Genomic DNA, 25733 nt, shown 5'->3' on the forward strand with positions numbered 1-25733 from the left:
TCGTGAAGTAGGAAACTACTTCACTTTTTTTATCCTTTCCTATAAAATAGTCATGTTAAAAGAGGGATTATATGTTAATTTCAGTAGATAACTTAACGAAATATATCAATGAAAAATGTATCGTAAAAAAAGGATCTTTTACGATTGAAGAAAACGATAAAGTTGCCTTGATTGGTGTAAATGGAACGGGTAAATCTACTTTAATGAAGATCTTGGCAGGAATAGAAACATACGAAGAGGGTAAGATCATTAAAAAGAATGGATTAAAAGTTCATTTTTTACATCAGAATCCAAGTTTTACCAGTAAAACGATCTGGGAAGAAATTGTTTCCATCAATGAAAAGAACAATCATAAAGTTGAAGACTATGAAATGAAGACGATCCTTACTAAATTAGGATTAAATGATTTTGATAAACAAATAGATGTTTTATCAGGCGGGCAAAGGAAACGACTAGCTCTAGCTTGTGCCTTGTTGACAAAATGTGATTTATTATTGCTGGATGAACCAACAAACCATTTAGATAATTCCATGGTGGAATGGTTAGAAAATTATCTGATCAAAATGAACACCGCTTTGTTGATGGTAACACATGACCGTTATTTTCTAGATTCGATCTGTAATAAGATCATAGAGCTGGATCAGGGCGATCTTTATATTCATAAAGGGAATTATGAAGTATATTTAAAGAATAAAGAAACACGTATAGAACTTGAGAATCAAGCAATTGCCAAACATAAAAATCTCTATAATAAAGAATTGGCATGGGTGCGTGCAGGGGTACAGGCTCGTTCGACAAAATCAAAAGCACGATTGGATCGTTTTGAAGAATTAAGAAATATGCGCTTTAAAGAACAGGAAAAATCATTTGAATTGGCCTCTTTAACAAAAAGACTCGGTAAGAAGACAATTGAATGGAGTGGACTAGGTTTTGGATATGATGAAAATCTTCTGTTTAAAGATTTCAGCTATTCTTTATTGCGAACTGATCGTATTGGAATCATTGGTCCAAACGGATGTGGGAAATCTACGTTGTTAGAAATCTTATCGGGAAATTTAAAACCAACTTTAGGGTCTATTGAGTTTGGTGATACTGTCAGTATAGGATATTTTCGCCAGGGCGATAAAAATGTTGATACCTCAATGCGAGTTATTGATTATATCGAAGAAGTGGCACAAGTTATTGAATATAAAAAACAAATGATTACAGCTGCTGGCATGTTAGAGCGATTCTTGTTTGATCGTAATATGCACTATACGACTATTGACAGGCTTTCTGGTGGCGAAAGGAGAAGATTGTATTTATGCCGTGTCTTGATGCAGGCACCAAATATTCTTTTCTTGGATGAGCCTACAAATGACCTAGATATCACGACCCTTGATATTTTGGAAGATTACTTGGATGATTTTTCCGGAGCTATTATTACCGTAAGTCATGATCGTTATTTTTTAGATCGTGTCTGCGATAAGGTTTTTGTTCACCAGGATGATCTTACATTTAAACCATATGTAGGTGGATATAGCGATTATGTATTGAAGTCAAAAGAAGAAAAAGAAGTTCATATCAAAGAAAAAAAGGTATATAAACGCCCAAAACAAAATAAACTTACATACATGGAAAAAAAGGAATATGAAGAAATTTCAGCTAAGATGCCTTTATTAGAAGATGAAATAGCTCGTTTAAATGAAGTAATCAACGAAGTGGCAAGTGATTACGAAAAATTAAAAGAAGCAACAGATAAGCGTGATCAAATAGAAGAAGAGTTGGAAATACTCACGATGCGTTGGATGGAATTGGAAGAAAAACAGGAAGGTTTATCTTAGGATGAAACAGAAATTCTTTAAAAAGCCATTGAATGTAGTTTTGATTGCGATCTTTTGTACAGCATTGTGGGGAAGTGCGGCTCCATTCATTAAAACAGGTTATGCATTATTTGACATTGCCTCAAATGATACAGCTTCGATTCTTGTCTTTGCGGGTCTTCGTTTTACCTTGGCTGGTGTTCTTGTCATTATTGCCGGTTCAAAGATTCAAAATAAGATCTTATTACCAGTTAAAAAAAGCATAAAAGCCATCTTTGTCTTATCGATCTTTCAGACCATGGGACAATATTTCTTTTATTATGTTGGCTTAGCACACACTAGTGGTGTCAATGGAGCTATCATTACTGGAACAGGGGCTTTTATTTCTTTATTGGTAGCTGCGCTGGTATTTAAATATGAGAGAATGGATTTAAATAAAGTGACAGGATGCATGTTGGGTTTTATGGGAATCGTATTGATGAATATGGATGATTTTGCCAGTCTAAAAGTTTCTTTTTTAGGAGATGGTTTAGTCTTATGCAGTCAGCTATGTAGCTCATTTTCAGCTTCTTTTATCAAAAAATATACGCAGTCTTTTAATGCGGTCATGTTGAGTGGATATCAATTCTTTGTGGGTGGCATCTTGTTGACATTGATTGGAATCCTTATGGGAGGAAGCCTTTTGTTGACAAATATTTCTGGAATGATGGTATTGATTTATTTGGCTTTTGTCTCGGCTTGTGCTTATACATTATGGGGAATCTTATTGTCATATCATCCTGTCAGCAAGATTGGTATCTTTAATTGTTTGATTCCTGTTGTCGGTGTATTATTATCCAGCTTGATCTTACATGAAGAAGCATTCTCAATGAATATCGTGTTCGCATTGATCTTTATCAGTTTTGGAATTTATTTTGTTTCCAAAGAGAAAGATCCATTGACTATGGATGCTTCGTAATATGTTTTTATGAATCGTAGGTTGATAACTTGCGATTTTTATTTTATCTTGAGTATAGAGGTGGATATTATGAAGAAAATTGTAAAAGTAGAACCTTATTATGAACCTAGAATGTGGGGTGGAGGTAAACGTTTGATTGAAGAGTTTCACTATCAAACAGACATAGCTCCTTTAGGAGAAGTTTACAATGTTGTAGCTTTACCGAATCATGCCGATTGTTTTGTTCCTAATATGAATATGACCTTATCAAAGTTATATGAAGAAAAACCAGATTGGTTTGAATGTGAAACTGAGCAATTACCTATTCGAGTAAATAGACTTGACCCAATGTATGATTTATCGATTCAGATTCATCCAGACGATGATTTTGCCAAAACATACAATGGAGGTCGAGGAAAACCGGAAGCCTGGGTCATTTTAGATGCTCCGGAAGATGGATATATCGAATTTGGACACCATGCCAAAACTAAGGAAGAGTTTATCTCAATGACGCAAAATAAAGAATGGGATAAGCTTTTAAGATATCTAAAAACACCGATTGACGGTTTTATTGATATTCCGAGTGGAACACTGCATGCGATTGGAAAAGGTGTGTTAACTTATAATATTTCAAGAAATGCGGATCTTACATTACGTTTATACGATTATGATCGCATTGATCCATCCACACACAAAAAAAGACCAATTCAACCAGAAGAAGTATATGAAAATGTAAATATTCCAGATAAAATGATTACATTTCAACAATATCCTTATGCGAATGAATTTGGTTGTAAGGTAACAAGATATTGGGATGAACCGGGCTTATATACTTTGATGCGAATTCAAACGGATACAGAGGGAAAATTTCTGCATGAACGATTTGCCTTTTATACTTGTGTAAAAGGAGAAGGCATGATCAATGATATGCATATTCGTCAAGGCGAAACAATCTTAGTTCCAAATCACATGGGGTGGATTAAAATCAAGGGGAAGCTTGATTTATTCTTAGCCTCTTATCGAAATCAACACATATAAAAAGAAGTAAGATTTTGTGTCTTACTTCAATAATTCGAAGAAACGTGCGACATCTTCAGGATAGTGGGCATCGCTGGCACTGATGATCTCGACGTTTTTTTCTTTTAGGATGTTTCTAAAATCATCGTTTAGACCAATATCCGGATGATGATATCGATAATGAGCACCTGTATTATCTTCCATCTTTACGTGATGCTTGATCGCAAGATCTGCAAGTTCTTGATAAGTATCATGTAGATCATAACCTGGATCATAGTCATACATTTTTATGACATCAGGATGTCCAATCTGTGTAAAAAGATTTGAACGGATAGCTCCTTTTAAATTCTCATAATATTTCTGATAGATTTCTTTAGGATCATGTTTGTCCCACAGCAATTGCCTGCTGAAGGCATCCATATCATATAGATATCCATCAACGGAGTGTACACTGCCAACAAGAAAATCGTATGGATACGATGTAAGCAGAGGTTTAAGAAAATCCTCATAACCAGGCATATAACACACTTCTAGACCAAAGCTAACCTGAATAGGAAATTCTTCTTGTCTGATTTCTTCAATCAGGGCATGATACTCTTTGATTGAATTTTTTTGTTTTTTTTCAAACCATTCTCGCTGTACATCAATCATACAGATTTCTTCATACATATCTTTGAATTCATAAAAACGATGCGTGTGATCAAGAATCTGAATGTGTTTTAGACCTTTATTTATCGCAGCTTGAATAAATGCATAAACCGTATCTTTAGATAGATCACCATTTTCTAGATGGGTATGGCCATCGATATAATGTTTATTCTCCGGCATATGTCGTAACTCGTGTGACACCATCGATCTGTCGAATCTTATTGATGATGTCATCGCTGGCCTCATGGTCTAAATCTAACATTGTATAGGCAATATCTTTTCTTGATTTGTTTAATAAGTTTTCGATATTGACGTTTTCTGTAGAGAGCGTATCGGTGATCTTAGTTAACATCTTAGGAATGTTTTTATGAATAACGCAAATTCTAAATTTATGGTTAAAATCCATAATTGCTTCTGGCATATTGACAGAGTTTTTGATATTTCCATATTGTAAGAAATGGATTGTTTCTTTGGCAGCCATTACAGCACAGTTATCTTCACTTTCACTGGTTGAAGCTCCTAAATGAGGGATAGGAATGACATGTGGATGTCCAGCTAATTTTGGTGTAGGAAAGTCAGTGATGTAGCAGGCAACTTTACCAGAATCCAAAGCTTCTAACATATCGTCTTCATTGATCAATCCACCACGAGCAAAATTTAAGATCTTGACTCCGTTTTTCATCATATCCAGAGCTTCTTTGTTGATGATACCTTTGGTTTGATCATTTTGGGGAATATGCAAAGTGATAAAATCACACTTTTTATAAATATCTTCTATAGCTTTTTCGTGTTTAACATAACGTGATAAGTTCCAGGCTGCATCAACAGACATATACGGATCATATCCGTGTACATCCATATCAAAACGCAAAGCTAAATTGGCTACTTGAATACCAATGGCTCCACAACCAATTACGCCAAGTGATTTTTTGGCTAGTTCATTGCCGGCATATTGTTTCTTTTGTTTTTCCATGTCTTTGGCCAAGTTTTCATTGTTGGTTTGGCTTTTGGCCCATTCAATACCATGATAGATGTCGCGGCTGGCCATCAACATACCTGCGAAAACAAGTTCCTTGACTGCGTTTGAATTTGCTCCTGGTGTGTTAAAAACAACGATTCCTTTTTTCGTGCATGTGTCGATATCAATATTATTGACACCAGCACCGGCACGGGCAATTGATTTTAAATTAGGGTTATAATCGATATCAAATAGGTTTGCACTTCTTACTAGGATCGCATCTTCATTTTCCATGTCTTCGCTTACATCATATCGTTCATCGAATGCATTGATTCCTATGGGTGCGATATTGTTATAGAGTTTGATCTTATACATATTAATTCTCTCCTATATTTTCTTCTTCAAATTTTCTCATGAATTTGATCAATGCTTCAACACCTTCGATAGGCATTGCGTTATAAAGGCTGGCACGCATACCACCAACACTTCTATGTCCTTTTAGATTGACCAAGCCAGCTTCTGTGGCTTCTTTGACAAATTTTTTGTCAAGTTCTGGATCTCCAGTTACAAATGGGATATTTGTATAAGAACGATCCTCTTTGTTGACTGGATTAGAATATAGTTTAGAACTATCGATATAGTCATATAACATCTTGGCACGTTTATGTGTGATCTTTTCCATCTCTTCTAGACCACCAATTTGTTCCTCGATCCATTCTAAGACCAATCCAACGATATAGATGGTATATGTTGGAGGCGTGTTATACATTGAATCGTTATCCGCATATGTTTTGTAGTTTAACATATCTGGAATTTGATCATTTTCCTGCAACAAAGCTTTCTTGATGATGACAACAGTAACACCGGCAGGTCCCATATTCTTTTGAGCCCCCGCAAAGATCAAATCGTATTTTGATACATCGGTTGGTTCACTTAAGATGCAACTTGATAAATCCGCAACTAATAATTTTCCATCATGAACTGGCAGTTCTTTATATTTAGTTCCATAAATCGTGTTGTTTTCGCAGATATATAAGTAATCTGAATCTGGGGTTAGATCTTCTTTTGTGATCTTAGGAATATAGGTGAAGTTATCATCCTGGCTAGAGGCAATGACATTTACTTTGCCAAGTTTCTTTTGTTGAGCGATAGCTTTCTTTGTCCATTGCCCAGTATTGATGATATCTGCACTATGTTTTAAAAGGTTGATAGCCGTCATGATAAACTGCATAGAACCTCCACCTTGAATAAAGAGGATTTCATAATCTTCAGGGATGTTCATCAGTCTTCTTAAACGGTCTTTACATGTATGTAATATATCTTCAAATGCTTTGGAGCGATGGGACATTTCCATAACACTCATGCCACTTCCGTGAGCATCCAGCATTTCTTCACTTGCTTTTTTTAATACCCATTCAGGTAGGCAGGCAGGGCCTGCGCTAAAGTTATAAACTCTACTCATCTTGTTACCTGGTGGTTGCTTGCTTCAGCCACCTTATCCTTTCTGATAATACACATGATTATACTCTTGTTTTACGAGAATTCAAGAAAAATGTTCATAGTATATAATCAAATGTGCATAAAATAAGCACAAAAATATTTTATAACGAATTAATTTTTATTATGATATACTGTTTGTGGTGATTGTATGAATGAGCAAATGTATATTGATTTACTGGAAAAAGAACTGGTTCCTGCTATGGGATGTACCGAACCTATTGCGATAGCTTTTGCGTGTGCAAAGGCTAAAGAAATTTTAAATGATGAAGTGGTACAGGTAGATATTTTTGCCAGTGGAAGTATTATAAAGAATGTTAAAAGTGTCACGGTGCCTAATACTGAAGGAAAAAAAGGTATTCAAAGTGCGGCTGCGATTGGTATCGTTGCCGGTAATCCAGATCTAAGTTTAGAGGTCTTATCTAAAGTTGATAAGGAACAAATCAAGATCATGAATGAATTTATGGAACAAGTTCCTATCAAGGTGCATCATTTAAAGACTCACTGTACTTTGGATATCGTTGTAAAACTTGCATCAAAGGAACATAATTGTGTGCTTCGTATCCAAGATGAACATGATAATATTGTGTATGTAGAAAAAGACGAGCAGGTCGTGTTTGATAAAAGCACAAGTGCTGATAATAAAGATCTATTAGATCAAATTGAGTTTTCGATGCAGGATATCTTTGATTTTGCGAACACTGTTGATTTAAAGAAAGTTAAGCCATGCTTAGATCGACAGATCGAATATAACATGAAGATTGCTACAGAAGGTTTGAATCATAGCTATGGAGCGAATATAGGATCTATTCTTTTATCACAGAATCCTGATTCTATATCCAATATGGCTAAGGCTTATGCAGCTGCAGGTTCAGATGCAAGAATGAGTGGTTGTGAACTTCCTGTCATCATTAACAGTGGAAGTGGAAATCAAGGTATGACGGTTTCATTACCGGTTGTTATTTATGCTAGAGAACTTAAGAAGTCAAAGGATCTTTTGTACAGGGCCTTATTGATTTCAAATCTGGTAGCTCTATATCAGAAGAAGTATATTGGTAGACTTTCTGCTTTTTGTGGGGCTGTAAGTGCCGGTGCTGCAGCTGGAGCGGGAATTGCTTATTTACTGGATCAAAGTTTAGATACGGTTTGTCATACGATCGTAAATGCTTTGGCAATTACTTCTGGTTTACTTTGTGATGGAGCTAAACCAAGCTGCGCAGCTAAAATTGCAGCAAGCGTGGATGCTGGAATCATGGGATGCATGATGTATAAGGAAAATGGTTCTCAATTTTATCGAGGAGAAGGAATCGTTGCCAAGAATACAGATGAGACAATTCGTGGTGTTGGACATATTGCCAAAGATGGTATGAAGGAAACCAATGAGGAAATCATTAAATTGATGATCACTGATCTAGATGGAAACAAATAAGTTTCCGTCTTTTTTTCAATCTCTTATAAATGGTATAATCATGAAAAGATGGAATAAATTGAGGTGATATCATGGCTTTTGATTTTAAAAAAGAATATAAAGATCTATATCTTCCTAAGAAAAAACCAAGCATTATTCGTGTTCCTAAAATGAATTACCTTTCTGTTTGTGTACAATGTCTTCATAGGACCCTATGATGACGAGCCCAAAACAACAGCTAAGATGCATCAGTATATGCAAGAACAGGGATATTTTCTGGATATAAACGATATGCGATATCATCATGAGATTTATATCAGCGATCCTAGAAAATGTGATCCGTCCAAGTTAAAGACCGTGATTCGACATCCAATTAAAGAAAGATAAGAATATGATCATTTTAATAGGTGGAGCCAGCCATACAGGAAAGACAAATCTGGCACAAAAACTTCTAGAAAAATATCAGTTTCCCTATTTATCGATCGATCATTTAAAGATGGGCTTGATTCGCTCTGGATTGATCAATGTTTCAGTCGATGAAGATGAAAAGATAACACTCTATCTATGGCCAATTCTTAAAGAAATAATTAAAACAGCTATTGAAAATCATCAGAATTTAATTGTTGAAGGGACCTATATACCTTTTGATTTTGAAGAAAGTTTTAGTGAAGAATACAAAAAAGAAATTGATTATGTTTGTCTTGTCATGACCAAAGAATATATCCAAGATCATTTTAATGACATTAAAATCTATGCCAATGTGATTGAAAAAAGATTGGATGATTCTTATTGTACGTATGATCATTTGATCAAAGAGAATGAATATAATAAACGTATGTGTTCTCGTTATGGACATAAGATCGTTTTGATCGATAAAGATTATGATATTGATGCGATTATAAATTGTCATTTTTCAAAGATCAGGTGTAATAGAATATAGAAGGTGTGTTGAATCAAAGGTCTGCATGACTAACATCCTAAAAAAGAGCATTTTATGGTATAATGTTCGAAGTTAAAAAGGAGAGTTTATGATAGCTTTTGTATCAGGAATCGTTCGTTTGATTCGAACGGATTCAGTTGTATTGGATGTCCATGGCGTTGGTTATGAGGTTTTTATAAGCAATGCCTTAACACAAAAAATAGGTGACGAATTATTTTTATATACATATCAACATGTTCGTGAAGATGCCATGCTCCTATATGGTTTTATCAAACAAGAAGATTATGAAGTTTTTATGCGCTTGATCAATGTAAAAGGAATTGGACCAAAAACTGCACAGACTATGTTGGCTGTGTGTCCTGGTTCTAAGATGATACAGGCAATCGAAGAAGATGACGTAAAATTATTAAAGTCTTTACCGGGAATTGGAGCGAAAACGGCTTCTCAGATCGTGTTGGATCTAAAAGGGAAGTTTGTCAGTGTTGAGACTAAAGAAGAAACGATTTCGAATCCAGTATGGAAAGAAACGCAGGAAGCTTTAGTTGCCCTTGGATATAAGGTGAATCAATTAAGTGGTGTTAGAAAAGAACTCGCAAATAAAACAGATTTAAATGTAAATGAAATGTTGAGAATGGCCTTGGCAATACTGGCTAAAAGAAATGGGGTATAAACTTGGAGAATCGTACAGTAGATGCACACTTGCAGGAAAATGACAGTATCGAAACTACATTAAGACCAGCTTCTTTGGATGAATATATTGGACAAAAGGATCTTAAGGAAAACCTTAAGGTATTTATTAATGCAGCCAAACAAAGAAACGAAGCTTTGGATCATGTTTTATTATATGGTCCTCCAGGTTTAGGGAAAACGACCTTGGCTTATATCCTTGCCAATGAGATGCATGGAAATTTAAAAACGACCAGTGGTCCTTCGATAGAAAAAAGCGGCGATCTTGCAGCCATCCTTTCCACACTGGAACCAGGAGATGTCTTGTTTATTGATGAGATCCATCGTTTAGCTAAACAAGTTGAAGAAGTATTGTATCCAGCCATGGAAGATTATTGTCTTGATATCATTGTTGGAAAAGACAGTGCAACCACACATAATATTCGCTTGAGCCTTCCACCTTTTACGCTTGTAGGAGCCACAACAAGGGCAGGAGATTTGAGCGCGCCATTACGCGATCGTTTTGGAATCGTGAATCAATTGGAATACTACGATCTGGATGAATTGTCACAAATTGTGGCACGAACGAGTCGCGTCATGAATACAAAGATCGAAGAAAGGGCAATCAAGGAAATTGCTCTTCGTTCACGCGGGACTCCTCGTATTGCCAATCGATTATTTAGGCGTGTACGGGATTTTGCCCAGGTCTACAATAATGGCATTATTTCATTGGAAATTGCTCAGGATGCATTGGATAGGCTAAAAGTGGATCATTTGGGATTGGATAATGTTGATCATAAATATTTGCGTGGTATCATCGAACGTTTTAAAGGTGGTCCAGTGGGACTAGAAGCAATTGCTTCCAGCATTGGTGAAGAACCTATGACGTTGGAAGATGTTTATGAGCCTTATTTATTACAGATTGGTTTTATTAATCGAACGCCTCGTGGTCGAGTTGTTACTCCTAAGGCGTATGAACATCTAAAAATTGAATATCAACCGGATTTATTTTAAACAGGAAAAAGAGAATGACTCTACGTTCATTCTTTTTTTATTGGTCATATTGTTTGATTCATACTATGATTTCTTTTATGATGAACTTAGAGAAAAGAGTGATAGAAGTGAAATTAAAAGAAGGACAAAAAGTCTATTATTTGATTGGTGGTTTTGTTGAAAGTGGACATGTAATTGATTTAGAAAAGAAACCGTATGGGTATATATTCCGTTTAGATTCATATGGAGGTTGTGAAGGGCAATATACTATTGATGAATCACAAATAGGGATTTCGGTATTTTTAACTGAAGAAGAGGCTAAAAGCCATATGCATGAACAAAATCGCAGTTTTCCCGCTTATTGTTAGAAAGGAACGTATATCGTTCTTTTTTTGTGATCATGTCAAAGAGCTCTTCTTTTTGGATGAGTGGACAAATCCTTTTTATTTGATTTATAATTTACGCATGGAAAATTTATCAATGTTAGCACAAAAAGTGCTTTCTATGTTAGAGAAAGATCAAACAAAATGGGCAGAATGGACGCAATTAAAAGACTTATATCCAGTCAGTGAAAGTGATGCCGTGAAAGGATTCGTTGATATTATTAAGCAGGCAAAAAAAGATCAGGATAAGGTCATCGTTGCCGGAGACTATGATTGTGATGGGATCATGGCAACGACGATCATGGTTAGAGGTCTAAGAAAATTTGGTATCGAATGTGGTTTCTATATTCCGAATCGAATTCGCGAAGGATATGGATTAAACGTTGATACAGTAAGATTAGCTCATCAAAGAGGTTATAAGATTATTGTGACCGTTGATAATGGTGTAAAAGCATCAAAAGCTTTATCTTTGGCCAAAGAATTAGGTATGAAAGTCATTGTCACAGATCATCATACGATTGAAGAAGATGTGGATTGTGAACTTCTAGTGCATCCAACTGTGATGGAAGAGCAGTTTCATACACTTTGTGGTGCGGGGGTTGCCTATGAATGCATACGAGCTTTAAGAACCGATACAGAATATGAGCTGGAATTAGCTTGTGTTGCCTCCATAGGAGATGTAATGCAGGTAACCAATCAAACAAGGGCAATTATCCAAAATGGATTAAAGGTATTAAATAGAGAAAAGGAAAATCATCTTTTTGCTTTTGCCAGTGATCGAATCTTAAATGAAACCAGCGTCGGTTTTCAAATTGTTCCTAAGTTAAACGCGATAGGAAGATTAAGCAATTTAGGCAATGTAAATAATGTCGTTCGTTATTTTTTAAGCGAGGATATCAAGGAAATAACTTCCATGCAGGCACAGATCAATCATATCAATGATCTAAGAAAAAAGATGAGTGAACAGATGTGTAAGGACGCTTTAAAAAAATGTCATACATCGCAACCAATCCTTTTTGTCAATGATGCCAGTTTTCATGAAGGGATCATCGGTTTAGTTGCCGGTTCTTTATCTTCATCATATCAAAAACCTGTGATTGTCATGACCAATAACGAACAAGGATTCAAAGCTAGTATGCGGGCACCTGATGGATTTGACTGTATGGAATTCTTAAAAGATTTTAGTGGTTTTCAAGAGATTGGAGGCCATAAACAGGCAGCCGGGTTCTCAATTGATTTACAAGATCTGGATGAATTTGTGAAATATATTCGTCAAAAGATCCAAGTATATTCTTGGCAGGCTAAACCTCTTGATACGCTGTTAGTCAATGAGGAAGATATCAGTATTGCATCAATCGAAAGCTTAGATGTCATGCGTCCTTTTGGACCAGGTTTTGTATGCCCGTTATTTGAATTGAATGATGTACAGATCAAATCGGTATTCGATATTCAAAATGGAAAGCATCGTAAATTTACCCTTCAAAGTGGTTTACAGTGCATGAATTTTAATCAAAGTGACTTGGATCGTGATAAAAGTGTGATTTCAATTGCGGGATTCATTGGAAATGTGCAAATAAATCAATATAGAGGAAAAAAACAAGCAACATTTATTATTGAGAAGATCAAATATAAGTAAAATACGATTGTTTGATTGATGGAGTTAGTGTAGAATGAAAACAATGAAGAGGTATAACACATGGATTTGAAAAAATATATTGCCAGTATTCCTGGCTTTCCTAAAGAAGGAATCATCTTTCGCGATGTAACACCAATCTTGGAAACTCCAGAGGCGATGCATTATGTAGTAGGTGCATTTACAGAGTTTGCCAAGCAAACTGGAGCGGATTTGATCTTAGGACCAGAGGCTCGTGGTTTCTTGTTTGGGGTGCCAGTTGCCTTAGAAGCTAATTTACCATTTGCTCCGGTTCGTAAACCCGGAAAACTACCACGAGAAACGGTAGAAGAAACATATGAACTGGAATATGGAACTGATAAATTGTGTATTCATGCGGATGTTATAAAGCCAGGTCAAAAAGTTGTGATTATCGATGATCTTTTAGCAACAGGTGGTACAGCTGAAGCAATCGTTCGAATGGTTAAAAAACTTGGTGGTGAAGTGGTTGGTTTAGGCTTTATCATTGAGTTGGATGATTTAAAAGGGGTCGATAAATTTGGTGGTATTCCTGTTTGTGTATTAACACATTTTGAAGGAGAATAAAATCGTAAAAGAAAGGGGTGCGTGGAATGAGTCAAAAGAAACAAGTAACATTTGAAGAATGTATGCAAAATATTCAGACGTATATCAAACGTCCTGAAAATATAGAACTGATTCAGCGTGCCTATGATTTTGCCTATAAACATCATGAGGGGCAGTTTCGTAAAAGTGGAGAACCATATGTTGTCCATGTTATCCAGGTTGCCAATACATTGGCGTTATTACATTGTGGACCAAAAACTATTGCGGCAGGCTTGCTGCATGACACAGTGGAAGATTGTGAAGGCGTGACCGATGAAGTCATTACTCAGGAATTTGGAGAAGAGATTTGTACTCTGGTCGATGCGGTTACAAAGATTGGGAATATTCAGTTTAAGGATGAAAAAGAATATCTTGCCAGCAACCATCGTAAACTTTTTATTGCGATGGCAAAAGACATTCGTGTTATCTTGATCAAATTAGCCGATCGTCTTCATAATATGCGTACTCTGCAGTATATGCGGGAGGAAAAGCAAAAGAAAATTGCCAAAGAAACACTATCTGTATATGCGCCAATTGCGCATCGTTTAGGTATCAGTGAAATCAAAAATGAATTAGAAGATCTATCATTTAAATATATAGAGCCTAAAAAATATGAAGAGATTAAAAATCTTGTTAAACAAAGAGAAAGTGATCGCATTGAGCAGGTCAATATGATGATCAACGATATTAAGATCATCCTGGATAATTTCAATATCCCATACCGTATTTTTGGCCGATCCAAACATTTCTATTCGATTTATAAAAAAATGGTGACAAAGCATAAGCGGTTTGAAGAGATCCTTGATTTGCTGGCGATTCGTATTGTTACAGATTCTGTTGTTCATTGTTATGAAATACTAGGTTATATCCATGCGACATATCGTCCAATACCTGGACGTTTTAAAGATTATATTGCGATGCCAAAAGCGAATATGTATCAATCATTGCATACGACGATAGTAGAACCAGAATCAGGTCATATTTTTGAAATTCAAATTCGTACAGAAGATATGGATGCAATCGCCGAACGAGGTGTTGCAGCTCATTGGAAGTATAAAGAAAAGCCAAATTCTGTACCAGAAATTGAGCAAAAGGAGATTGAAGATAAACTTTCCTGGTTTAGAGATTTCTCAATGATGACTGATGAGGAAAGCGAAGATCCGCTAGAATACATGAATGTATTACAAAAGGATATCTTTGAAGCCAATGTCTATTGCTTGACTCCTCGAGGTAAGGTAATAGCCTTGCCAAGTGGATCGACTCCAATTGATTTCGCCTATAGGATCCATACAGAAGTAGGACATAAGACGGTGGGAGCTACGGTCAACGGAGCTATCGTGCCGTTAAATACACCATTAAAGACAGGAGATGTTGTGGATATTTTAACGAACAATAATTCTCCTGGACCTAGTAAAGACTGGATCAAGATCGTTAAAAGTGGTCATGCCCGCAATAAGATTCGTGCCTTTTTACAAAAACAGGAAACGGCAAATTCTAAAGAGTATATCAAAAAGGGTGAACAAATGTTGCAGGATGAATTTAAACGTTTGAAACTGGATGAGAATTTATTACAGCCTAAACGTGTTGAAGCAATTTTGCCAACGCTGTCCTTTAAGAATTTAGATGATCTCTATATTGGTATTGCCAATAAACGTGTATCTTTGCAGGCAGTTGTTGATCGTCTTGCCAAAAATCGTCAAACAACTATTGATGATGAAGAAATCATGAAGATATATAATTCTCATGCCAATGCTCATCCATCTAAAAAAACGGGTTGTGGTGTCATTGTTCCAGGTATTGATACGATTCAGGTATCTTTAGCTAACTGTTGTAATCCAATCCCTGGCGATCCAATTCTAGGATATATAACTAAAGGACAGGGAGTTAAGGTACATCGTGCAGACTGCCCAAATATTATAAATGAAAAGAAACGTTTGATTCCGGTTATATGGGATGAAAATTTAGAGGAAAAGCAATATGATGTACAGCTTGTTATCTATAGTGATGATCGAAACTATTTGTTAAGTGATATTGTTACGACTTTGCAGCAATCGAATGCTCATTTGAAACATGTTGATTCTTCAGCGGATGATAATGGGATTACCGCAACAACAAAACTTACGATCACTGTCAAAGATGCTGATCATCTTCAAGTAATTATGGCTAATCTAAAAAAAGTTAGAAGCGTTAATGAAGTTATTAGAACAATACAATAAAGAAGACAGGAAACTAATATTTTCCTGCCTTTTTTAATAATTCAATCTTGATGTAGATATATCGAGAGGCGATTTCTCGAATAATATGTCGGAGTTTGTGATCGGGATAAGTATATGCAGAGTAATTTGAATAGAACTCTTTAGCTATGGCACAGGATCTTTTGGCATGTAATGAGCCTGTTAGAATCAAGATAGGGACGTCTTGAGTAATTCTAGACGAATTTTTAAAATTTTCATATGTGTTTCTAGCCTGTGTTTCACAGATGATTGGCATAGAGCATTTTTGTTGGATGAACTTTGCCATTTCTTTGGATTCTGTATATTGGTTCTTAACAGCTCCTCCAGAAATGACCAAAGTATCAAATAGATTTTTTTGATAGGCTTCTATTGCAAGTTCGCATCGTTTGATCTGACTTGTAGCCATACTTCCATCATCGTGACTAGGACAGCCTAATAAAAGTGCATAGGGATATTTTTGCTTTTTTAAAGATGGAATAGGAGGCAGGAAATAATAGTAAATGCCAATCAAGATGCAAATGAGTATGACCAAAAAAAGACTAACCAGCATAACGAATGATCTCACTTTCTTTTAATGGAGTCGTTAATACGGAATTATACAGCGCTTTAGATTTGATTTCGATTTCTTTTAAAAAGTCTGGAAGATCACCAAATCGAGTGTAAATTGGCTGGTCTTTATTTTGTTTTAAGAGCTGTTGCCCTTTTTCGTTAAAACCTAAAACTTTTACACCATAAAAGCTGGCATTTGTTTGCATCTTTTCTTTTGATATCTGTAATAGTATGAATAGACAAGTGCGCTGGATTCTGGCACGGGTATATGTTTTGGAAATAGATGCATTTAAAAAAGTTTGCCAATCATCATATTTTCGTGCATTTTCTTTTAATCGGAATTCTATGCCCTCATTTACCATAAATAAGGAGGATAAATAAGAAGCCGGTGTCATTAAAAGAAATGTTTTAAGATACGGATAATATGACTGCCAGTTCTGCTCTTTTAAAAAGTACTGGTCATTGAACTGCTTTTTACCGGCAAAATAATCGGCACGTGTTTTTGTAGCACTGATAAAGTCATTGTTTCTTTGTATACAGACAGGTTCAATATCATGATCCTGACAAAAGCGAATATATTGAATGCCCAAAATATCATTGGATCCTAGACTATCTAATGCTCTTGAAATATTTAGACTTTGAGAGAGTGTAGGGTCAATCGTAATTGAACTTAATTCGTTTGTGTATTTTTTTAAATACTCGATATCATTTGTTTCAGATCCAAAACAGATCGTATCAACATTTAAACAAGAGAGCGATTGTATGGCATATTTTGCAAAGTAATCGGCACTCTGTGAAGCATAACAGGCAGGTAATTCTAAAACGAGATCGACACCATTCTGTAAGGCTAATTTTGTTTTATCTTGTCTGGAAATAAGGCTGGGAAGACCTCTTTGAGAATAGAAGCCAGAACAGATTGCTACCAAAACATCACCGTATTGTTTGGCTTTTTGTATATGATAAATATGTCCTTGATGAAAAGGATTGTATTCTGTAATAATTCCTACTGTTTTCATGGGTATATAGTATCATATTTTCTTAGAAGAAAAAAACTTCACCAGTTAAGGAAGAGATTCATTATTTATTTTCAAATAAATTGTCAGTATAATATCTCAGGATAGGAGAAGAAAATGAATTTTTACAGTGTTTTAGTTTGGGTAGGAGCAGGTATAGTAGTGTTGATTTCTTTAGTCATGATGATAACCGGAAGACCTATTTGGATGAATGAGAAAAAATATACGTATGATTCTTTAGAGAGTTTTTCTCGTGTTGGTGGAGCTATGGGAGTTGTTATCGGGATCAGTGCCGGGATCGTTTTATATAATCTTGCCCAGTCTACAGTCAATACCATGTCAATGGTATCTCTAGTCGTGCTATGTATAACTTATGTATCTTATTATGTATGTAAGAAGAAAATGTTGATCCTTAAGGGGACAAAATTAAAGAAAAAGAAAAAATAAGATAGATTAAGTATTTTCTTATTGTTGACTTTCTTATTGTCTTTGATTATAATATCAAATGCGACATGAGGTGAAGATCGTGAAATTTACGAAAAAAGACTTTTTAAACGCAAAAAACGGAATCATTGAAATTGATGAGTGGATTGCGGTTGAGGAGAACGATCTACTTCATCATACTCAAGTCAAGTCCATTCCAGAGGTACATGTTACAGGTACTTTACAGTTTGACCATAGATCTCTGGTTTTCTCAGATTTGGATTTGGACGGTGTGATGATCGTTCTAGATTCCATAACGATGGAAGACTTAGAGGTTGCATTTGACACAAAGTCGCAAGAAACGTATTCGTTTGATCCAATTAAGGAGAATGACGAAGATATCATCGTGGTAAAGAAAGATACAGTGGATATCAATCCGGAAATCTTTCAGGCCATTATCTATGAGGCTCCAATGAGCATTACTCGTTTGCCTCGAGATCAATATCCAAAAGGTGATGGATGGCAATTGTTATCCGATCAGGATAAAGAAGAACCAAAGATCGATCCACGATGGGAAAAGTTAAATGATTTCAAACTGGATGATGACTAGGAGGTGCTAGTATGGCTGTTCAACAGAGAAGAGGTTCAAAGACACGTAAAGCAAAACGTAGAACTCACTACAAATTAGTTAAACCAACATTAACACGTTGTCCAAACTGTGGTGAATACAAACTTGCTCATAAAATGTGTTCTTGTGGAGAATACAACGGCAAACAAATCGTTGAGAAATAAGTAAAATAACCAGGGACACCTGGTTTTTTTCTTGAGAAAGAATAGAGGATTTAAAATGATAGAAATACTGAAGTCAATTCTTTACGGTATCGTAGAAGGAATTACAGAATGGCTTCCAATAAGTTCTACCGGTCATATGATTCTTTTAGAAGAATATATGCCAATGAATGTCAGCAAAGATTTCTGGGATATGTTTTTGGTCGTGATTCAATTAGGGGCGATTATGGCGGTAGTCTTGTTGTATTGGAACAAGATTTTTCCTTTTAGGATTCGTAAAAATGAAAAAATTAAGGTAAAGCAGGATATTTTGATCTTATGGTTAAAGATTATCGTAGCCTGTGTTCCTGCTGCAATCGTTGGTTTGTTGTTTGATGATTGGTTGAACGAACATTTATATAATGGATTTGTCGTTGCGGTTATGTTAATTGTTGTGGGGGTTGCGTTTATCATCATCGAAAACAAAAATGTGAACAAGCCTTCAAGAGTCAATACATTATCACAAATTACATATAAAGATGCGATCATTATTGGTGTTTTCCAGTTGATTGCAGCAATTTTCCCTGGGACATCACGCTCAGGAGCAACCATTGTTGGAGGTTTGATGATTGGAGTATCAAGAACCGTAGCCGCTGAATTTACATTCTTTTTGGCTATTCCTGTTATGTTTGGTGCAAGCTTGTTAAAAATTGTTCGTTTTGGATTAAGTTTTTCATTGATGGAATTTTTGATCTTGATTGTAGGAATGCTGGTTGCGTTTGTTGTTTCAATCTTAGTTATTCGTTTCTTGATGGGATATATCAAAAAACATGATTTCAAGATTTTTGGGTATTATCGTATCATTTTAGGAGCAATCGTTTTATTGACATTTATATTCTAATTAACCATGGAGCTTTCCATGGCTTTTTTAAAGGCAGCTTTTTAAGCTGCCTTATTTAGTAATGATTTGATATTTTGTGCTTCTTTTACATCGTGATGATAGATGTCAGAGTTAAAGTTTACTGGTTTTTTAGAAACATAAAGAGCGAGTTTATTGCCATCTTTCATTTTGATCTTTAATCCGACATAGAGTTGTGGTTCCATAGCTCCGCTTGAAAATGTTATACCACCTAAAACCTGGTGTAAGAATGGTTCGCCTTTTCCTTTGAAAGAAGCTTGTTCATTTAGAATGGATATAGTATCAATATCATCTAAAGAGTATTCACCAGTTGTTCCATCAATGATCTTAAATTTTCTTTCTTTAGGATCAATTACAATATTTTCAAATTCTTTAGTTATAGTTTTACCTCTTTTCAATGTTTCAATTAGTTTTCTAGCTTGTTTAACAGCGTCATGATAGTCAAGATTGTTTCGAACAACATATTCTTTATGGATAGGAAGCGTAATGGTTTCCTTTGAATTTAAGGTTATATTGATCACGACGAATACATGTTCGTCTCCATTCGCTAAACTTGAGGAAGCCATGGTTGCGATGCTGTTCAAGATAGTATCAAACGTATCTTTTTTAGCTGGTAAGATCTTTACTTCCAAATTCTTGATGTCATGGATGGCGATAGGTTTAGGTGTCATTAACTGTCCGTCTTTGATTTCATATTGGATGTAGTTCATAATAGACCTCCTTCTAGTATTATGTTTTCTTTCAATTTCATCATACGATATAATCAATTGAATCGATATTAATGTTTTATTAAGATTTATGCGTAAGAATATTCTTCTTGATGAAGTTATAAATGATAAAGAGAATAAATAAATCAGCAGCTAGGATGAAGAGGAAAAAGCCAAAGTTGATCAAGGCATAATTGTATTGCCAGTATAAGAAAGAGGCAAAAGATATTATTATTACGACTAATTCTAAATAGTTTAAAAATATATCTTTATTCATATGTATGTTTTACCTTGTTTTCTTTTGTTTATTAGGTATATTATCTACTTAAATTTTATATCAAATATAAATGAAAAGATATAAGAAATGTAAAAAATTAAAATGTGCTTTTTAGAAAAATGGGTTACATTCTAGAAGATGGAAAGAATGCGCCTCTAATAATTTAAATAGACTTTATAAGGCCATTCGTGTATAATTATTTTGGTTTTTACCGAAACTTGATAAGGAGGGAAGTAACATGGATTTACTTACAGTCTCTTTGTCTGGGGTCGCAGGACTTGTTATTGGGATACTTGCTATGGTGGCATATTCTAAAGCAGGATTAAATAAAGATCAGCAAAAAGCAGAACAGCTATTAAAGAAAGCCGAGACTGAAGCAGAAGCAAAGGTCAAACAAGCGGTTTTAGATGGAAAAACACAGGCGCATGATCTACGCGTCGAAGCTGAAAAAGAAATCAAAGAGAGAAAACAGGAAGCAATGGATTTAGAAAATAAATTATTGCGCCGTGAAGACAACTTGAATTTTCGTGATGAAGCTTTGACACAAAAAGAACGCCAGGTGTCAGAAAAAATGCAGAAAGCTGCTGATAAACTGTCATCTTTAGAGGCAAAAGAGAAAAAATTACAAGAAGAGATCGACAAACAGATCGAAGTGCTGGAAAATGTTGCAAAAATGTCCAGCCAGGATGCTAAGGCAGAATTATTCTCAGTCGTTGAGAAGAAAATGGAACACGAAACCATTGCTTATATCAAAGATAAAGAAGAAGAAGCAAAGGCAACAGCGCAGCAAAAAGCGCAAAATATCATTGCGTTGGCAATTGAAAGAATGTCTCAGACAGAAACACAGGAACGTACAGTGAGTGTTGTAAGTCTGCCTGGAGAAGAAATGAAGGGTCGTATCATTGGACGTGAAGGTCGTAATATTCGTTGTTTTGAACAGGCAACAGGTGTCGAGTTAAATATCGATGATACACCAGATTTAATTACGATCACATGTTTTAACCCGGTTCGCCGTGAAATTGCTCGTTTGGCATTGGAACATTTGATTCGTGATGGGCGTATTCAACCAGGGCGTATTGAAGAAGTTGTTAAAAAATACCAGCAGGAAGTTGATCAAGAAATCATCAAGGCTGGTGAAGATGCAGTATTCAAACTAGGTATTGGAAAGATTGATCGTGAGATCGTTAAGTTGATTGGTACATTAAAGTATCGTTATTCTTATGGACAAAACGCTTTGCAGCATTCAATGGAAGTTGCTTATTTGGCTGGTGCCATGGCTGCTGAATTAGGGTTGAACCAGCAAATGGCAAAACGTGCCGGTTTATTACATGATATTGGTAAAGCGTTGAATATTGAACAGCAGGATGGTTCGCATGTTGAACTTGGTTACAAATTCTGTAAAAAACATGGTGAAAAAGAAATCGTATTGAATGCGATCCAATCACATCATGGAGAAGTTGAACCTCGTTTCTTGACAAGTCATTTAGTTATTGCAGCAGATACGATCAGTGCAGCTCGTCCGGGTGCTCGTAAAGAAAGTGCACAGGCTTATATTGACCGCCTTGAAAATCTTGAGAAGATTGCTACAAGCTATGAAGGTGTTAACAGTGCATACGCGATTCAGGCAGGTCGTGAGATTCGCGTCTTGGTAAATCCAGATCAAGTAGATGATTTATCTTGTGTTAAGATTGCCAGAGAAATTCGTGATCAGATTGAGGAAGAATTAACATATCCTGGTCAGATCAAAGTCAATGTTATTCGTGAGATTCGTGCTCAGGAATTGGCTAAATAGTTTAAGAAATTGCTGTAAACAAACGATATGTTTGGATTCATAAATTAGTTGGTAAGCTAGTGCTAACTTATTAGGGTTGAAACACTTTGATTTAACGATTATACTAATATCAAGTTAAATTAAAGGAGGATTTTTAAAATGGCTGTTACTATTGATAAAGATGCTTGCATCGGTTGTGGTGCTTGTGTAGGTGGTTGTCCTGTTGGAGCTCTTTCATTGGATGACGAAGGAAAATCTGTTTGTGACGAAGGTACTTGCATTGACTGCGGTTCTTGCGTAGGTACTTGCCCAGTTGGCGCTATCTCTCAGTAATTGAAGATTCAAACAGAATACTAAAGCCAGGCCTATGTGCTTGGCTATTTTTTTTAGAAAAGGAGAAAATTATGAATAAACGTCCAGAATGGATCTTACCGAATCTTAAAAAAGCTCAGGTTCGTACAAAAAATACTATTGAACGTATTGACTCATTTATTATTCCAGAAAACGCAAAATTTATTGGAAACGGAAAGAAATATTATATTTCTACATATGGCTGTCAGGCAAACGAAAGAGACTCTGAAACATTAGCGGGCATCTTAGATTCATTGGGGTTTGAAAAATCTGAATCACCTGAAGATGTAGATGTCATATTGATCAATACATGCGCAATTCGCCAAAATGCGGAAGAAAAAGTATTGGGTGAAATTGGTAACTTTAAACGTCTTTATCGTGCCAATAAGGATTTAGTGATTGGTGTTTGTGGATGTATGGCACAAGAGGAAGGCTTGGTCAATACGTTATTAGAAAAGTATCCTCAAGTTCGTTTATTGTTTGGAACACACAATATCCATCAGTTACCAGAAATGTTATATTCTGTTATGTTTGAAAAGAAACGTGTCGTAAAGATCTATTCTAAAGAAGGGGAAGTTTATGAAAATCTTCCTGTACATCGTTTTGGCAAACATAAGGCTTGGGTAAATATCATGTATGGTTGTGATAAGTTCTGTACGTATTGTATCGTGCCATATACACGTGGTAAACAGCGCAGCCGTACCATGGATCAGATCTTATTTGAAGTAAAAGAATTATATGATCAAGGGTACAAAGAAATTACATTGTTGGGACAAAATGTGAATGCCTATGGAAAAGATATCGATCCAAATATGAATTTTGCGTGTCTTTTAGAAGAAGTTGCCAAGATTGGTATTCCTCGAATTCGTTTTACGACGAGCCATCCTTGGGATTTCAGCGATGATATGATTGATGTAATTGCCAAATACGATAATATCATGCCATTTGTCCATCTTCCTTTACAGTCAGGCGATGATGAGATATTAAAACGTATGGGACGTCGATATACAAGTGAATCGTATATGGAACTCTTTAATAAGATCGTAACGAAGATCGATCGTGTTGCAGTCTCTACAGATGTCATTGTTGGATTTCCAAATGAAAGTGATGAGCAATTTGAACATACTTTAGAAATCATGGAGAAATGTAAGTTTGATAATGCCTTTACATTTATCTTCTCTCCTCGTCCAGGAACACCGGCAGCTAGAATGGAAGATCCAATTGACTTTGAGACAAAGAAAGAACGACTTGCGAGACTAAACACATTGTGGAACAAATATGCTTTGGAAAAGAACAAGGCATATGAAGGAAAAGTTGTTAAAGTATTGGTAGATGGCTTTTCGAAAAAAGATGACCATGTATATTCTGGATATACAGATACAAATAAACTGGTTAATTTCACTGGTGAAAATATTCAGCCGGGCGATTTTGTAGATGTTCTGATCGAAACAGGTAAAACATTTTCCCTTGATGGAAGAGTAGTATGATATAATATTGAAAAACAATAAGAAAAATATAATCAATGGAGGAAATATGAAAGAAACAAAAAAAGATCTTTCACTGACAGAGAAAGTTCGCATCTTTGCCCTGGGGGGCTTGGATGAAGACGGGAAAAATATGCTCTGTATTGAAGTAGACGATCAGATCTACATCATAGAAGCTGGAATTAAATTTCCAGATGCCAAAGAATCATTAGGTATTGAGTTTATCATTCAGGACTTTTCTTATCTATTGGAAAATAAAGACCGAATCGTTGGTGTTATCATAACGCATGGTCATGATGATGTCATGGGAGCCTTACCATATTTATTAAAGCAGATCAAGGTGGATGTTTATACATCTCCACTAACTGCCAAAATGATTCAAAAGACATTAAGAAAAGAAAAAATAACAGGAATCAAGATTCATCCAATTAAACGAAATGATCATAAACGCATTGGAAAACGCAAAGTCATCTTCTTCCCGGTAACGCATGCGTATCCAGGTACATTTGGAGTTGCAATTTCAACCACACAAGGATATATCGTTTATTCTGGTGAGTTCATTGAAGATTATGATGCATTGGATGATAAGTATCGTGGTGATTTCAGTACTATTACAGAATTAGGTAATGAAGGCGTATTTATCTTGTTGCAGGAAAGCAAGGGGGCAGAACGGACTGGTCATACATCACCAAATCATAGAATTACCCCACGGTTGTCTCAGGTTTTAGAACAGCATGATCATTCCCGTATTTTTATTAGTGTATATACGCAAAGTGTTTATCGAATTCAGGAAATCATTGATTGTTGTATCGAATACAATCGCAGGATGTTATTCTATACAAAAGAGTTGCAGGAATTGGTCTCTTATTTAGAAGAACTTGGCTATGAGGTTCCAAAAGAATTGATCGTAGATCCAAAGAGCTTGGATAACGACATGCGAGATCTTGTTGTTATTTGCAGTGACCAGGGTAAATCATTGTTTAAAATGATCAGCAACATCGCCAATAACGAAGTGGATGAAATTGATTTTGACTCGGATGATGTGATCGTGATTGCTTCTCCAGTCGTTCCAGGTGTGGAACAAGAATTCAAGAGCATGGAAAATGATATTTATAAAGAAGAAGGTAAGATCATCGTGCTTGATAAAAATGTATTGAGCATGCATCCATCAAAAGAAGATCTTAAGATGATGATCTTCTTGATGAAGCCAAAATATTATATTCCTGTCAAAGGTGAATATCGTTTGTTGCATATGAATTCAGAGATTGCATTGGAAATGGGATATTCTCCTAGCAAGATCTTAATTCTTGATAATGGACAGGTTGCAACATTTGAAAATGGTAAATTGAAATCTTGTTCGATGGAACTAGAACTTCACGATATCATGATTGATGGAAAAGAGAACTGGGATATGGCTGGTGTCGTATTGAAGGATCGTGAAATCTTATCTACAGATGGAGTTATGATCTTAGCAATCGGACTTGATGCCTTTACAAAGAAAATTATAAATGGTCCAGATATTCAAACTAGAGGTTTGATCTATTTACGTGATGCGGAATATATCACAAGTGATGTAGCACAAATCATGGAAAAAACGATTGAAGAGGCGGTTGCCAATAAGACATATGATAATTTAACGACTCGTACAGAGATTCGTGATAAAGTCAGCAAATATTTGTTTAAACAGACCGCAAAGAGACCGATGGTTTTACCGGTTATCTTAGAAATCAATACAAGTAATTTAGGATAAGG

26 protein-coding genes are annotated in these 25733 nt (G+C 35.6%); 20 read left to right on the plus strand and 6 right to left on the minus strand.

What is annotated here, in order from left to right:
* The first annotated feature begins 71 nt into the window (after positions 1–71).
* The 3 genes from HMPREF0367_RS03330 to HMPREF0367_RS03340 all read left to right on the plus strand — a co-directional run bounded on the left by HMPREF0367_RS03330 (position 72) and on the right by HMPREF0367_RS03340 (position 3777).
* Complete coding sequence (locus HMPREF0367_RS03330) at positions 72–1823, plus strand: ABC-F family ATP-binding cassette domain-containing protein (RefSeq protein ID WP_035401183.1); 1752 nt, start codon at positions 72–74, stop codon at positions 1821–1823.
* A gap of 1 nt (position 1824) precedes the next feature.
* Entirely contained in the window at positions 1825–2760 is a 936-nt protein-coding gene (locus tag HMPREF0367_RS03335; protein ID WP_035401186.1) for a DMT family transporter, read from the plus strand.
* Positions 2761–2829: 69 nt separating this feature from the next.
* Positions 2830–3777, plus strand: coding sequence for a class I mannose-6-phosphate isomerase (locus HMPREF0367_RS03340; protein ID WP_035401188.1), 948 nt, complete (start codon positions 2830–2832; stop codon positions 3775–3777).
* 21 nt (positions 3778–3798) lie between these two features.
* Here HMPREF0367_RS03340 and HMPREF0367_RS03345 read toward each other — a convergent pair whose 3' ends face one another.
* Genes HMPREF0367_RS03345 through serC form a run of 3 tightly spaced genes read right to left on the minus strand, consistent with a single transcriptional unit; the run spans position 3799 to position 6824 of the window.
* Positions 3799–4584 carry a histidinol-phosphatase HisJ family protein gene (locus tag HMPREF0367_RS03345; RefSeq protein WP_035401190.1) on the minus strand — a complete coding sequence of 262 codons (786 nt, stop codon included), beginning with the start codon at positions 4582–4584 and terminating at the stop codon, positions 3799–3801.
* A complete protein-coding gene (locus HMPREF0367_RS03350; protein ID WP_035401192.1) occupies positions 4571–5737 on the minus strand; it encodes a phosphoglycerate dehydrogenase in 1167 nt (388 codons plus the stop codon). Before HMPREF0367_RS03350 ends, HMPREF0367_RS03345 begins: the two co-directional genes overlap by 14 nt.
* A 1-nt stretch (position 5738) precedes the next feature.
* Entirely contained in the window at positions 5739–6824 is a 1086-nt protein-coding gene (serC, locus tag HMPREF0367_RS03355; RefSeq protein ID WP_035401194.1) for a 3-phosphoserine/phosphohydroxythreonine transaminase, read from the minus strand.
* A 186-nt stretch (positions 6825–7010) separates the two neighbouring features.
* On the opposite strand from serC, the gene HMPREF0367_RS03360 reads away from it, so the two are divergent.
* The 9 genes from HMPREF0367_RS03360 (at position 7011) to HMPREF0367_RS03395 (ending at position 15701) form a co-directional block, all read left to right on the plus strand.
* Complete coding sequence (locus tag HMPREF0367_RS03360; RefSeq protein WP_035401196.1) at positions 7011–8288, plus strand: L-cysteine desulfidase family protein; 1278 nt, start codon at positions 7011–7013, stop codon at positions 8286–8288.
* A gap of 222 nt (positions 8289–8510) precedes the next feature.
* Complete coding sequence (locus HMPREF0367_RS10695) at positions 8511–8654, plus strand: GyrI-like domain-containing protein (protein WP_148449357.1); 144 nt, start codon at positions 8511–8513, stop codon at positions 8652–8654.
* A 4-nt stretch (positions 8655–8658) separates the two neighbouring features.
* Positions 8659–9207: a zeta toxin family protein gene (locus HMPREF0367_RS03365; RefSeq protein WP_035401198.1), complete on the plus strand. Its 549-nt coding sequence runs from the start codon at positions 8659–8661 to the stop codon at positions 9205–9207.
* Between the two features lie 88 nt (positions 9208–9295).
* Complete coding sequence (ruvA, locus tag HMPREF0367_RS03370; RefSeq protein WP_015536129.1) at positions 9296–9877, plus strand: Holliday junction branch migration protein RuvA; 582 nt, start codon at positions 9296–9298, stop codon at positions 9875–9877.
* Between the two features lie 2 nt (positions 9878–9879).
* Positions 9880–10887, plus strand: a complete 1008-nt coding sequence (gene ruvB / locus HMPREF0367_RS03375; RefSeq protein ID WP_051335152.1) for a Holliday junction branch migration DNA helicase RuvB — start codon at positions 9880–9882, stop codon at positions 10885–10887.
* Between the two features lie 14 nt (positions 10888–10901).
* Positions 10902–11234, plus strand: a complete 333-nt coding sequence (locus tag HMPREF0367_RS03380; RefSeq protein WP_239456266.1) for a hypothetical protein — start codon at positions 10902–10904, stop codon at positions 11232–11234.
* Between the two features lie 97 nt (positions 11235–11331).
* Positions 11332–12885: a single-stranded-DNA-specific exonuclease RecJ gene (locus HMPREF0367_RS03385; RefSeq protein WP_169815933.1), complete on the plus strand. Its 1554-nt coding sequence runs from the start codon at positions 11332–11334 to the stop codon at positions 12883–12885.
* Positions 12886–12945: 60 nt separating this feature from the next.
* A complete protein-coding gene (locus HMPREF0367_RS03390; protein WP_015536127.1) occupies positions 12946–13467 on the plus strand; it encodes an adenine phosphoribosyltransferase in 522 nt (173 codons plus the stop codon).
* Positions 13468–13493: 26 nt separating this feature from the next.
* Positions 13494–15701 carry a RelA/SpoT family protein gene (locus HMPREF0367_RS03395; RefSeq protein ID WP_015536126.1) on the plus strand — a complete coding sequence of 736 codons (2208 nt, stop codon included), beginning with the start codon at positions 13494–13496 and terminating at the stop codon, positions 15699–15701.
* Positions 15702–15714: 13 nt separating this feature from the next.
* On the opposite strand, the gene HMPREF0367_RS03400 is transcribed toward HMPREF0367_RS03395, so the two are convergent.
* Complete coding sequence (locus HMPREF0367_RS03400; protein ID WP_169815934.1) at positions 15715–16125, minus strand: YdcF family protein; 411 nt, start codon at positions 16123–16125, stop codon at positions 15715–15717.
* 133 nt (positions 16126–16258) lie between these two features.
* Positions 16259–17284: a nucleotidyltransferase family protein gene (locus tag HMPREF0367_RS03405; protein ID WP_035401203.1), complete on the minus strand. Its 1026-nt coding sequence runs from the start codon at positions 17282–17284 to the stop codon at positions 16259–16261.
* Between the two features lie 114 nt (positions 17285–17398).
* On the opposite strand from HMPREF0367_RS03405, the gene HMPREF0367_RS03410 reads away from it, so the two are divergent.
* The 4 genes from HMPREF0367_RS03410 (at position 17399) to HMPREF0367_RS03425 (ending at position 19373) form a co-directional block, all read left to right on the plus strand.
* On the plus strand, positions 17399–17728 hold the full coding sequence (locus tag HMPREF0367_RS03410) for a hypothetical protein (protein WP_022355355.1): 330 nt from the start codon (positions 17399–17401) through the stop codon (positions 17726–17728).
* A gap of 79 nt (positions 17729–17807) precedes the next feature.
* Positions 17808–18314: a YceD family protein gene (locus tag HMPREF0367_RS03415; RefSeq protein WP_022356396.1), complete on the plus strand. Its 507-nt coding sequence runs from the start codon at positions 17808–17810 to the stop codon at positions 18312–18314.
* Positions 18315–18325: 11 nt separating this feature from the next.
* Positions 18326–18496 carry a 50S ribosomal protein L32 gene (gene rpmF, locus HMPREF0367_RS03420; RefSeq protein ID WP_015536125.1) on the plus strand — a complete coding sequence of 57 codons (171 nt, stop codon included), beginning with the start codon at positions 18326–18328 and terminating at the stop codon, positions 18494–18496.
* Between the two features lie 55 nt (positions 18497–18551).
* Positions 18552–19373, plus strand: a complete 822-nt coding sequence (locus tag HMPREF0367_RS03425) for an undecaprenyl-diphosphate phosphatase (RefSeq protein ID WP_015536124.1) — start codon at positions 18552–18554, stop codon at positions 19371–19373.
* Between the two features lie 41 nt (positions 19374–19414).
* Here HMPREF0367_RS03425 and HMPREF0367_RS10700 read toward each other — a convergent pair whose 3' ends face one another.
* Positions 19415–20101, minus strand: a complete 687-nt coding sequence (locus HMPREF0367_RS10700) for a hypothetical protein (RefSeq protein ID WP_248660659.1) — start codon at positions 20099–20101, stop codon at positions 19415–19417.
* Positions 20102–20613: 512 nt separating this feature from the next.
* On the opposite strand from HMPREF0367_RS10700, the gene rny reads away from it, so the two are divergent.
* The 4 genes from rny to HMPREF0367_RS03450 all read left to right on the plus strand — a co-directional run bounded on the left by rny (position 20614) and on the right by HMPREF0367_RS03450 (position 25731).
* Complete coding sequence (gene rny / locus HMPREF0367_RS03435) at positions 20614–22167, plus strand: ribonuclease Y (RefSeq protein WP_022356398.1); 1554 nt, start codon at positions 20614–20616, stop codon at positions 22165–22167.
* Between the two features lie 138 nt (positions 22168–22305).
* Positions 22306–22479 (plus strand): 4Fe-4S binding protein, encoded by a 174-nt coding sequence (locus HMPREF0367_RS03440; protein ID WP_022356399.1) that lies wholly within the window; start codon positions 22306–22308, stop codon positions 22477–22479.
* Positions 22480–22550: 71 nt separating this feature from the next.
* A complete protein-coding gene (miaB, locus tag HMPREF0367_RS03445; RefSeq protein WP_015536121.1) occupies positions 22551–23984 on the plus strand; it encodes a tRNA (N6-isopentenyl adenosine(37)-C2)-methylthiotransferase MiaB in 1434 nt (477 codons plus the stop codon).
* 46 nt (positions 23985–24030) lie between these two features.
* Positions 24031–25731, plus strand: a complete 1701-nt coding sequence (locus HMPREF0367_RS03450) for a ribonuclease J (protein WP_035401207.1) — start codon at positions 24031–24033, stop codon at positions 25729–25731.
* Positions 25732–25733 lie beyond the last annotated feature (2 nt).

The sequence above is a fragment of the Faecalitalea cylindroides ATCC 27803 genome (assembly GCF_000469305.1).
GTDB classification, from domain to species: Bacteria; Bacillota_I; Bacilli_A; order Erysipelotrichales; family Erysipelotrichaceae; genus Faecalitalea; species Faecalitalea cylindroides.

Excerpts from the sequence above, each read along its gene's own strand:
- HMPREF0367_RS03330 (WP_035401183.1), top strand. The coding sequence starts at position 72 with ATGTTAATTTCAGTAGATAACTTAACGAAATATATCAATGAAAAATGT.
- HMPREF0367_RS03335 (WP_035401186.1), top strand. The coding sequence starts at position 1,825 with ATGAAACAGAAATTCTTTAAAAAGCCATTGAATGTAGTTTTGATTGCG.
- HMPREF0367_RS03340 (WP_035401188.1), top strand. The coding sequence starts at position 2,830 with ATGAAGAAAATTGTAAAAGTAGAACCTTATTATGAACCTAGAATGTGG.
- HMPREF0367_RS03345 (WP_035401190.1), bottom strand. The coding sequence starts at position 4,584 with ATGCCGGAGAATAAACATTATATCGATGGCCATACCCATCTAGAAAAT.
- HMPREF0367_RS03350 (WP_035401192.1), bottom strand. The coding sequence starts at position 5,737 with ATGTATAAGATCAAACTCTATAACAATATCGCACCCATAGGAATCAAT.
- serC (WP_035401194.1), bottom strand. The coding sequence starts at position 6,824 with ATGAGTAGAGTTTATAACTTTAGCGCAGGCCCTGCCTGCCTACCTGAA.
- HMPREF0367_RS03360 (WP_035401196.1), top strand. The coding sequence starts at position 7,011 with ATGAATGAGCAAATGTATATTGATTTACTGGAAAAAGAACTGGTTCCT.
- HMPREF0367_RS10695 (WP_148449357.1), top strand. The coding sequence starts at position 8,511 with ATGCATCAGTATATGCAAGAACAGGGATATTTTCTGGATATAAACGAT.
- HMPREF0367_RS03365 (WP_035401198.1), top strand. The coding sequence starts at position 8,659 with ATGATCATTTTAATAGGTGGAGCCAGCCATACAGGAAAGACAAATCTG.
- ruvA (WP_015536129.1), top strand. The coding sequence starts at position 9,296 with ATGATAGCTTTTGTATCAGGAATCGTTCGTTTGATTCGAACGGATTCA.
- HMPREF0367_RS03380 (WP_239456266.1), top strand. The coding sequence starts at position 10,902 with ATGACTCTACGTTCATTCTTTTTTTATTGGTCATATTGTTTGATTCAT.
- HMPREF0367_RS03385 (WP_169815933.1), top strand. The coding sequence starts at position 11,332 with ATGGAAAATTTATCAATGTTAGCACAAAAAGTGCTTTCTATGTTAGAG.
- HMPREF0367_RS03390 (WP_015536127.1), top strand. The coding sequence starts at position 12,946 with ATGGATTTGAAAAAATATATTGCCAGTATTCCTGGCTTTCCTAAAGAA.
- HMPREF0367_RS03395 (WP_015536126.1), top strand. The coding sequence starts at position 13,494 with ATGAGTCAAAAGAAACAAGTAACATTTGAAGAATGTATGCAAAATATT.
- HMPREF0367_RS03400 (WP_169815934.1), bottom strand. The coding sequence starts at position 16,125 with ATGGCTACAAGTCAGATCAAACGATGCGAACTTGCAATAGAAGCCTAT.
- HMPREF0367_RS03405 (WP_035401203.1), bottom strand. The coding sequence starts at position 17,284 with ATGAAAACAGTAGGAATTATTACAGAATACAATCCTTTTCATCAAGGA.
- HMPREF0367_RS03410 (WP_022355355.1), top strand. The coding sequence starts at position 17,399 with ATGAATTTTTACAGTGTTTTAGTTTGGGTAGGAGCAGGTATAGTAGTG.
- rpmF (WP_015536125.1), top strand. The coding sequence starts at position 18,326 with ATGGCTGTTCAACAGAGAAGAGGTTCAAAGACACGTAAAGCAAAACGT.
- HMPREF0367_RS03425 (WP_015536124.1), top strand. The coding sequence starts at position 18,552 with ATGATAGAAATACTGAAGTCAATTCTTTACGGTATCGTAGAAGGAATT.
- HMPREF0367_RS10700 (WP_248660659.1), bottom strand. The coding sequence starts at position 20,101 with ATGAACTACATCCAATATGAAATCAAAGACGGACAGTTAATGACACCT.
- rny (WP_022356398.1), top strand. The coding sequence starts at position 20,614 with ATGGATTTACTTACAGTCTCTTTGTCTGGGGTCGCAGGACTTGTTATT.
- HMPREF0367_RS03440 (WP_022356399.1), top strand. The coding sequence starts at position 22,306 with ATGGCTGTTACTATTGATAAAGATGCTTGCATCGGTTGTGGTGCTTGT.
- miaB (WP_015536121.1), top strand. The coding sequence starts at position 22,551 with ATGAATAAACGTCCAGAATGGATCTTACCGAATCTTAAAAAAGCTCAG.
- HMPREF0367_RS03450 (WP_035401207.1), top strand. The coding sequence starts at position 24,031 with ATGAAAGAAACAAAAAAAGATCTTTCACTGACAGAGAAAGTTCGCATC.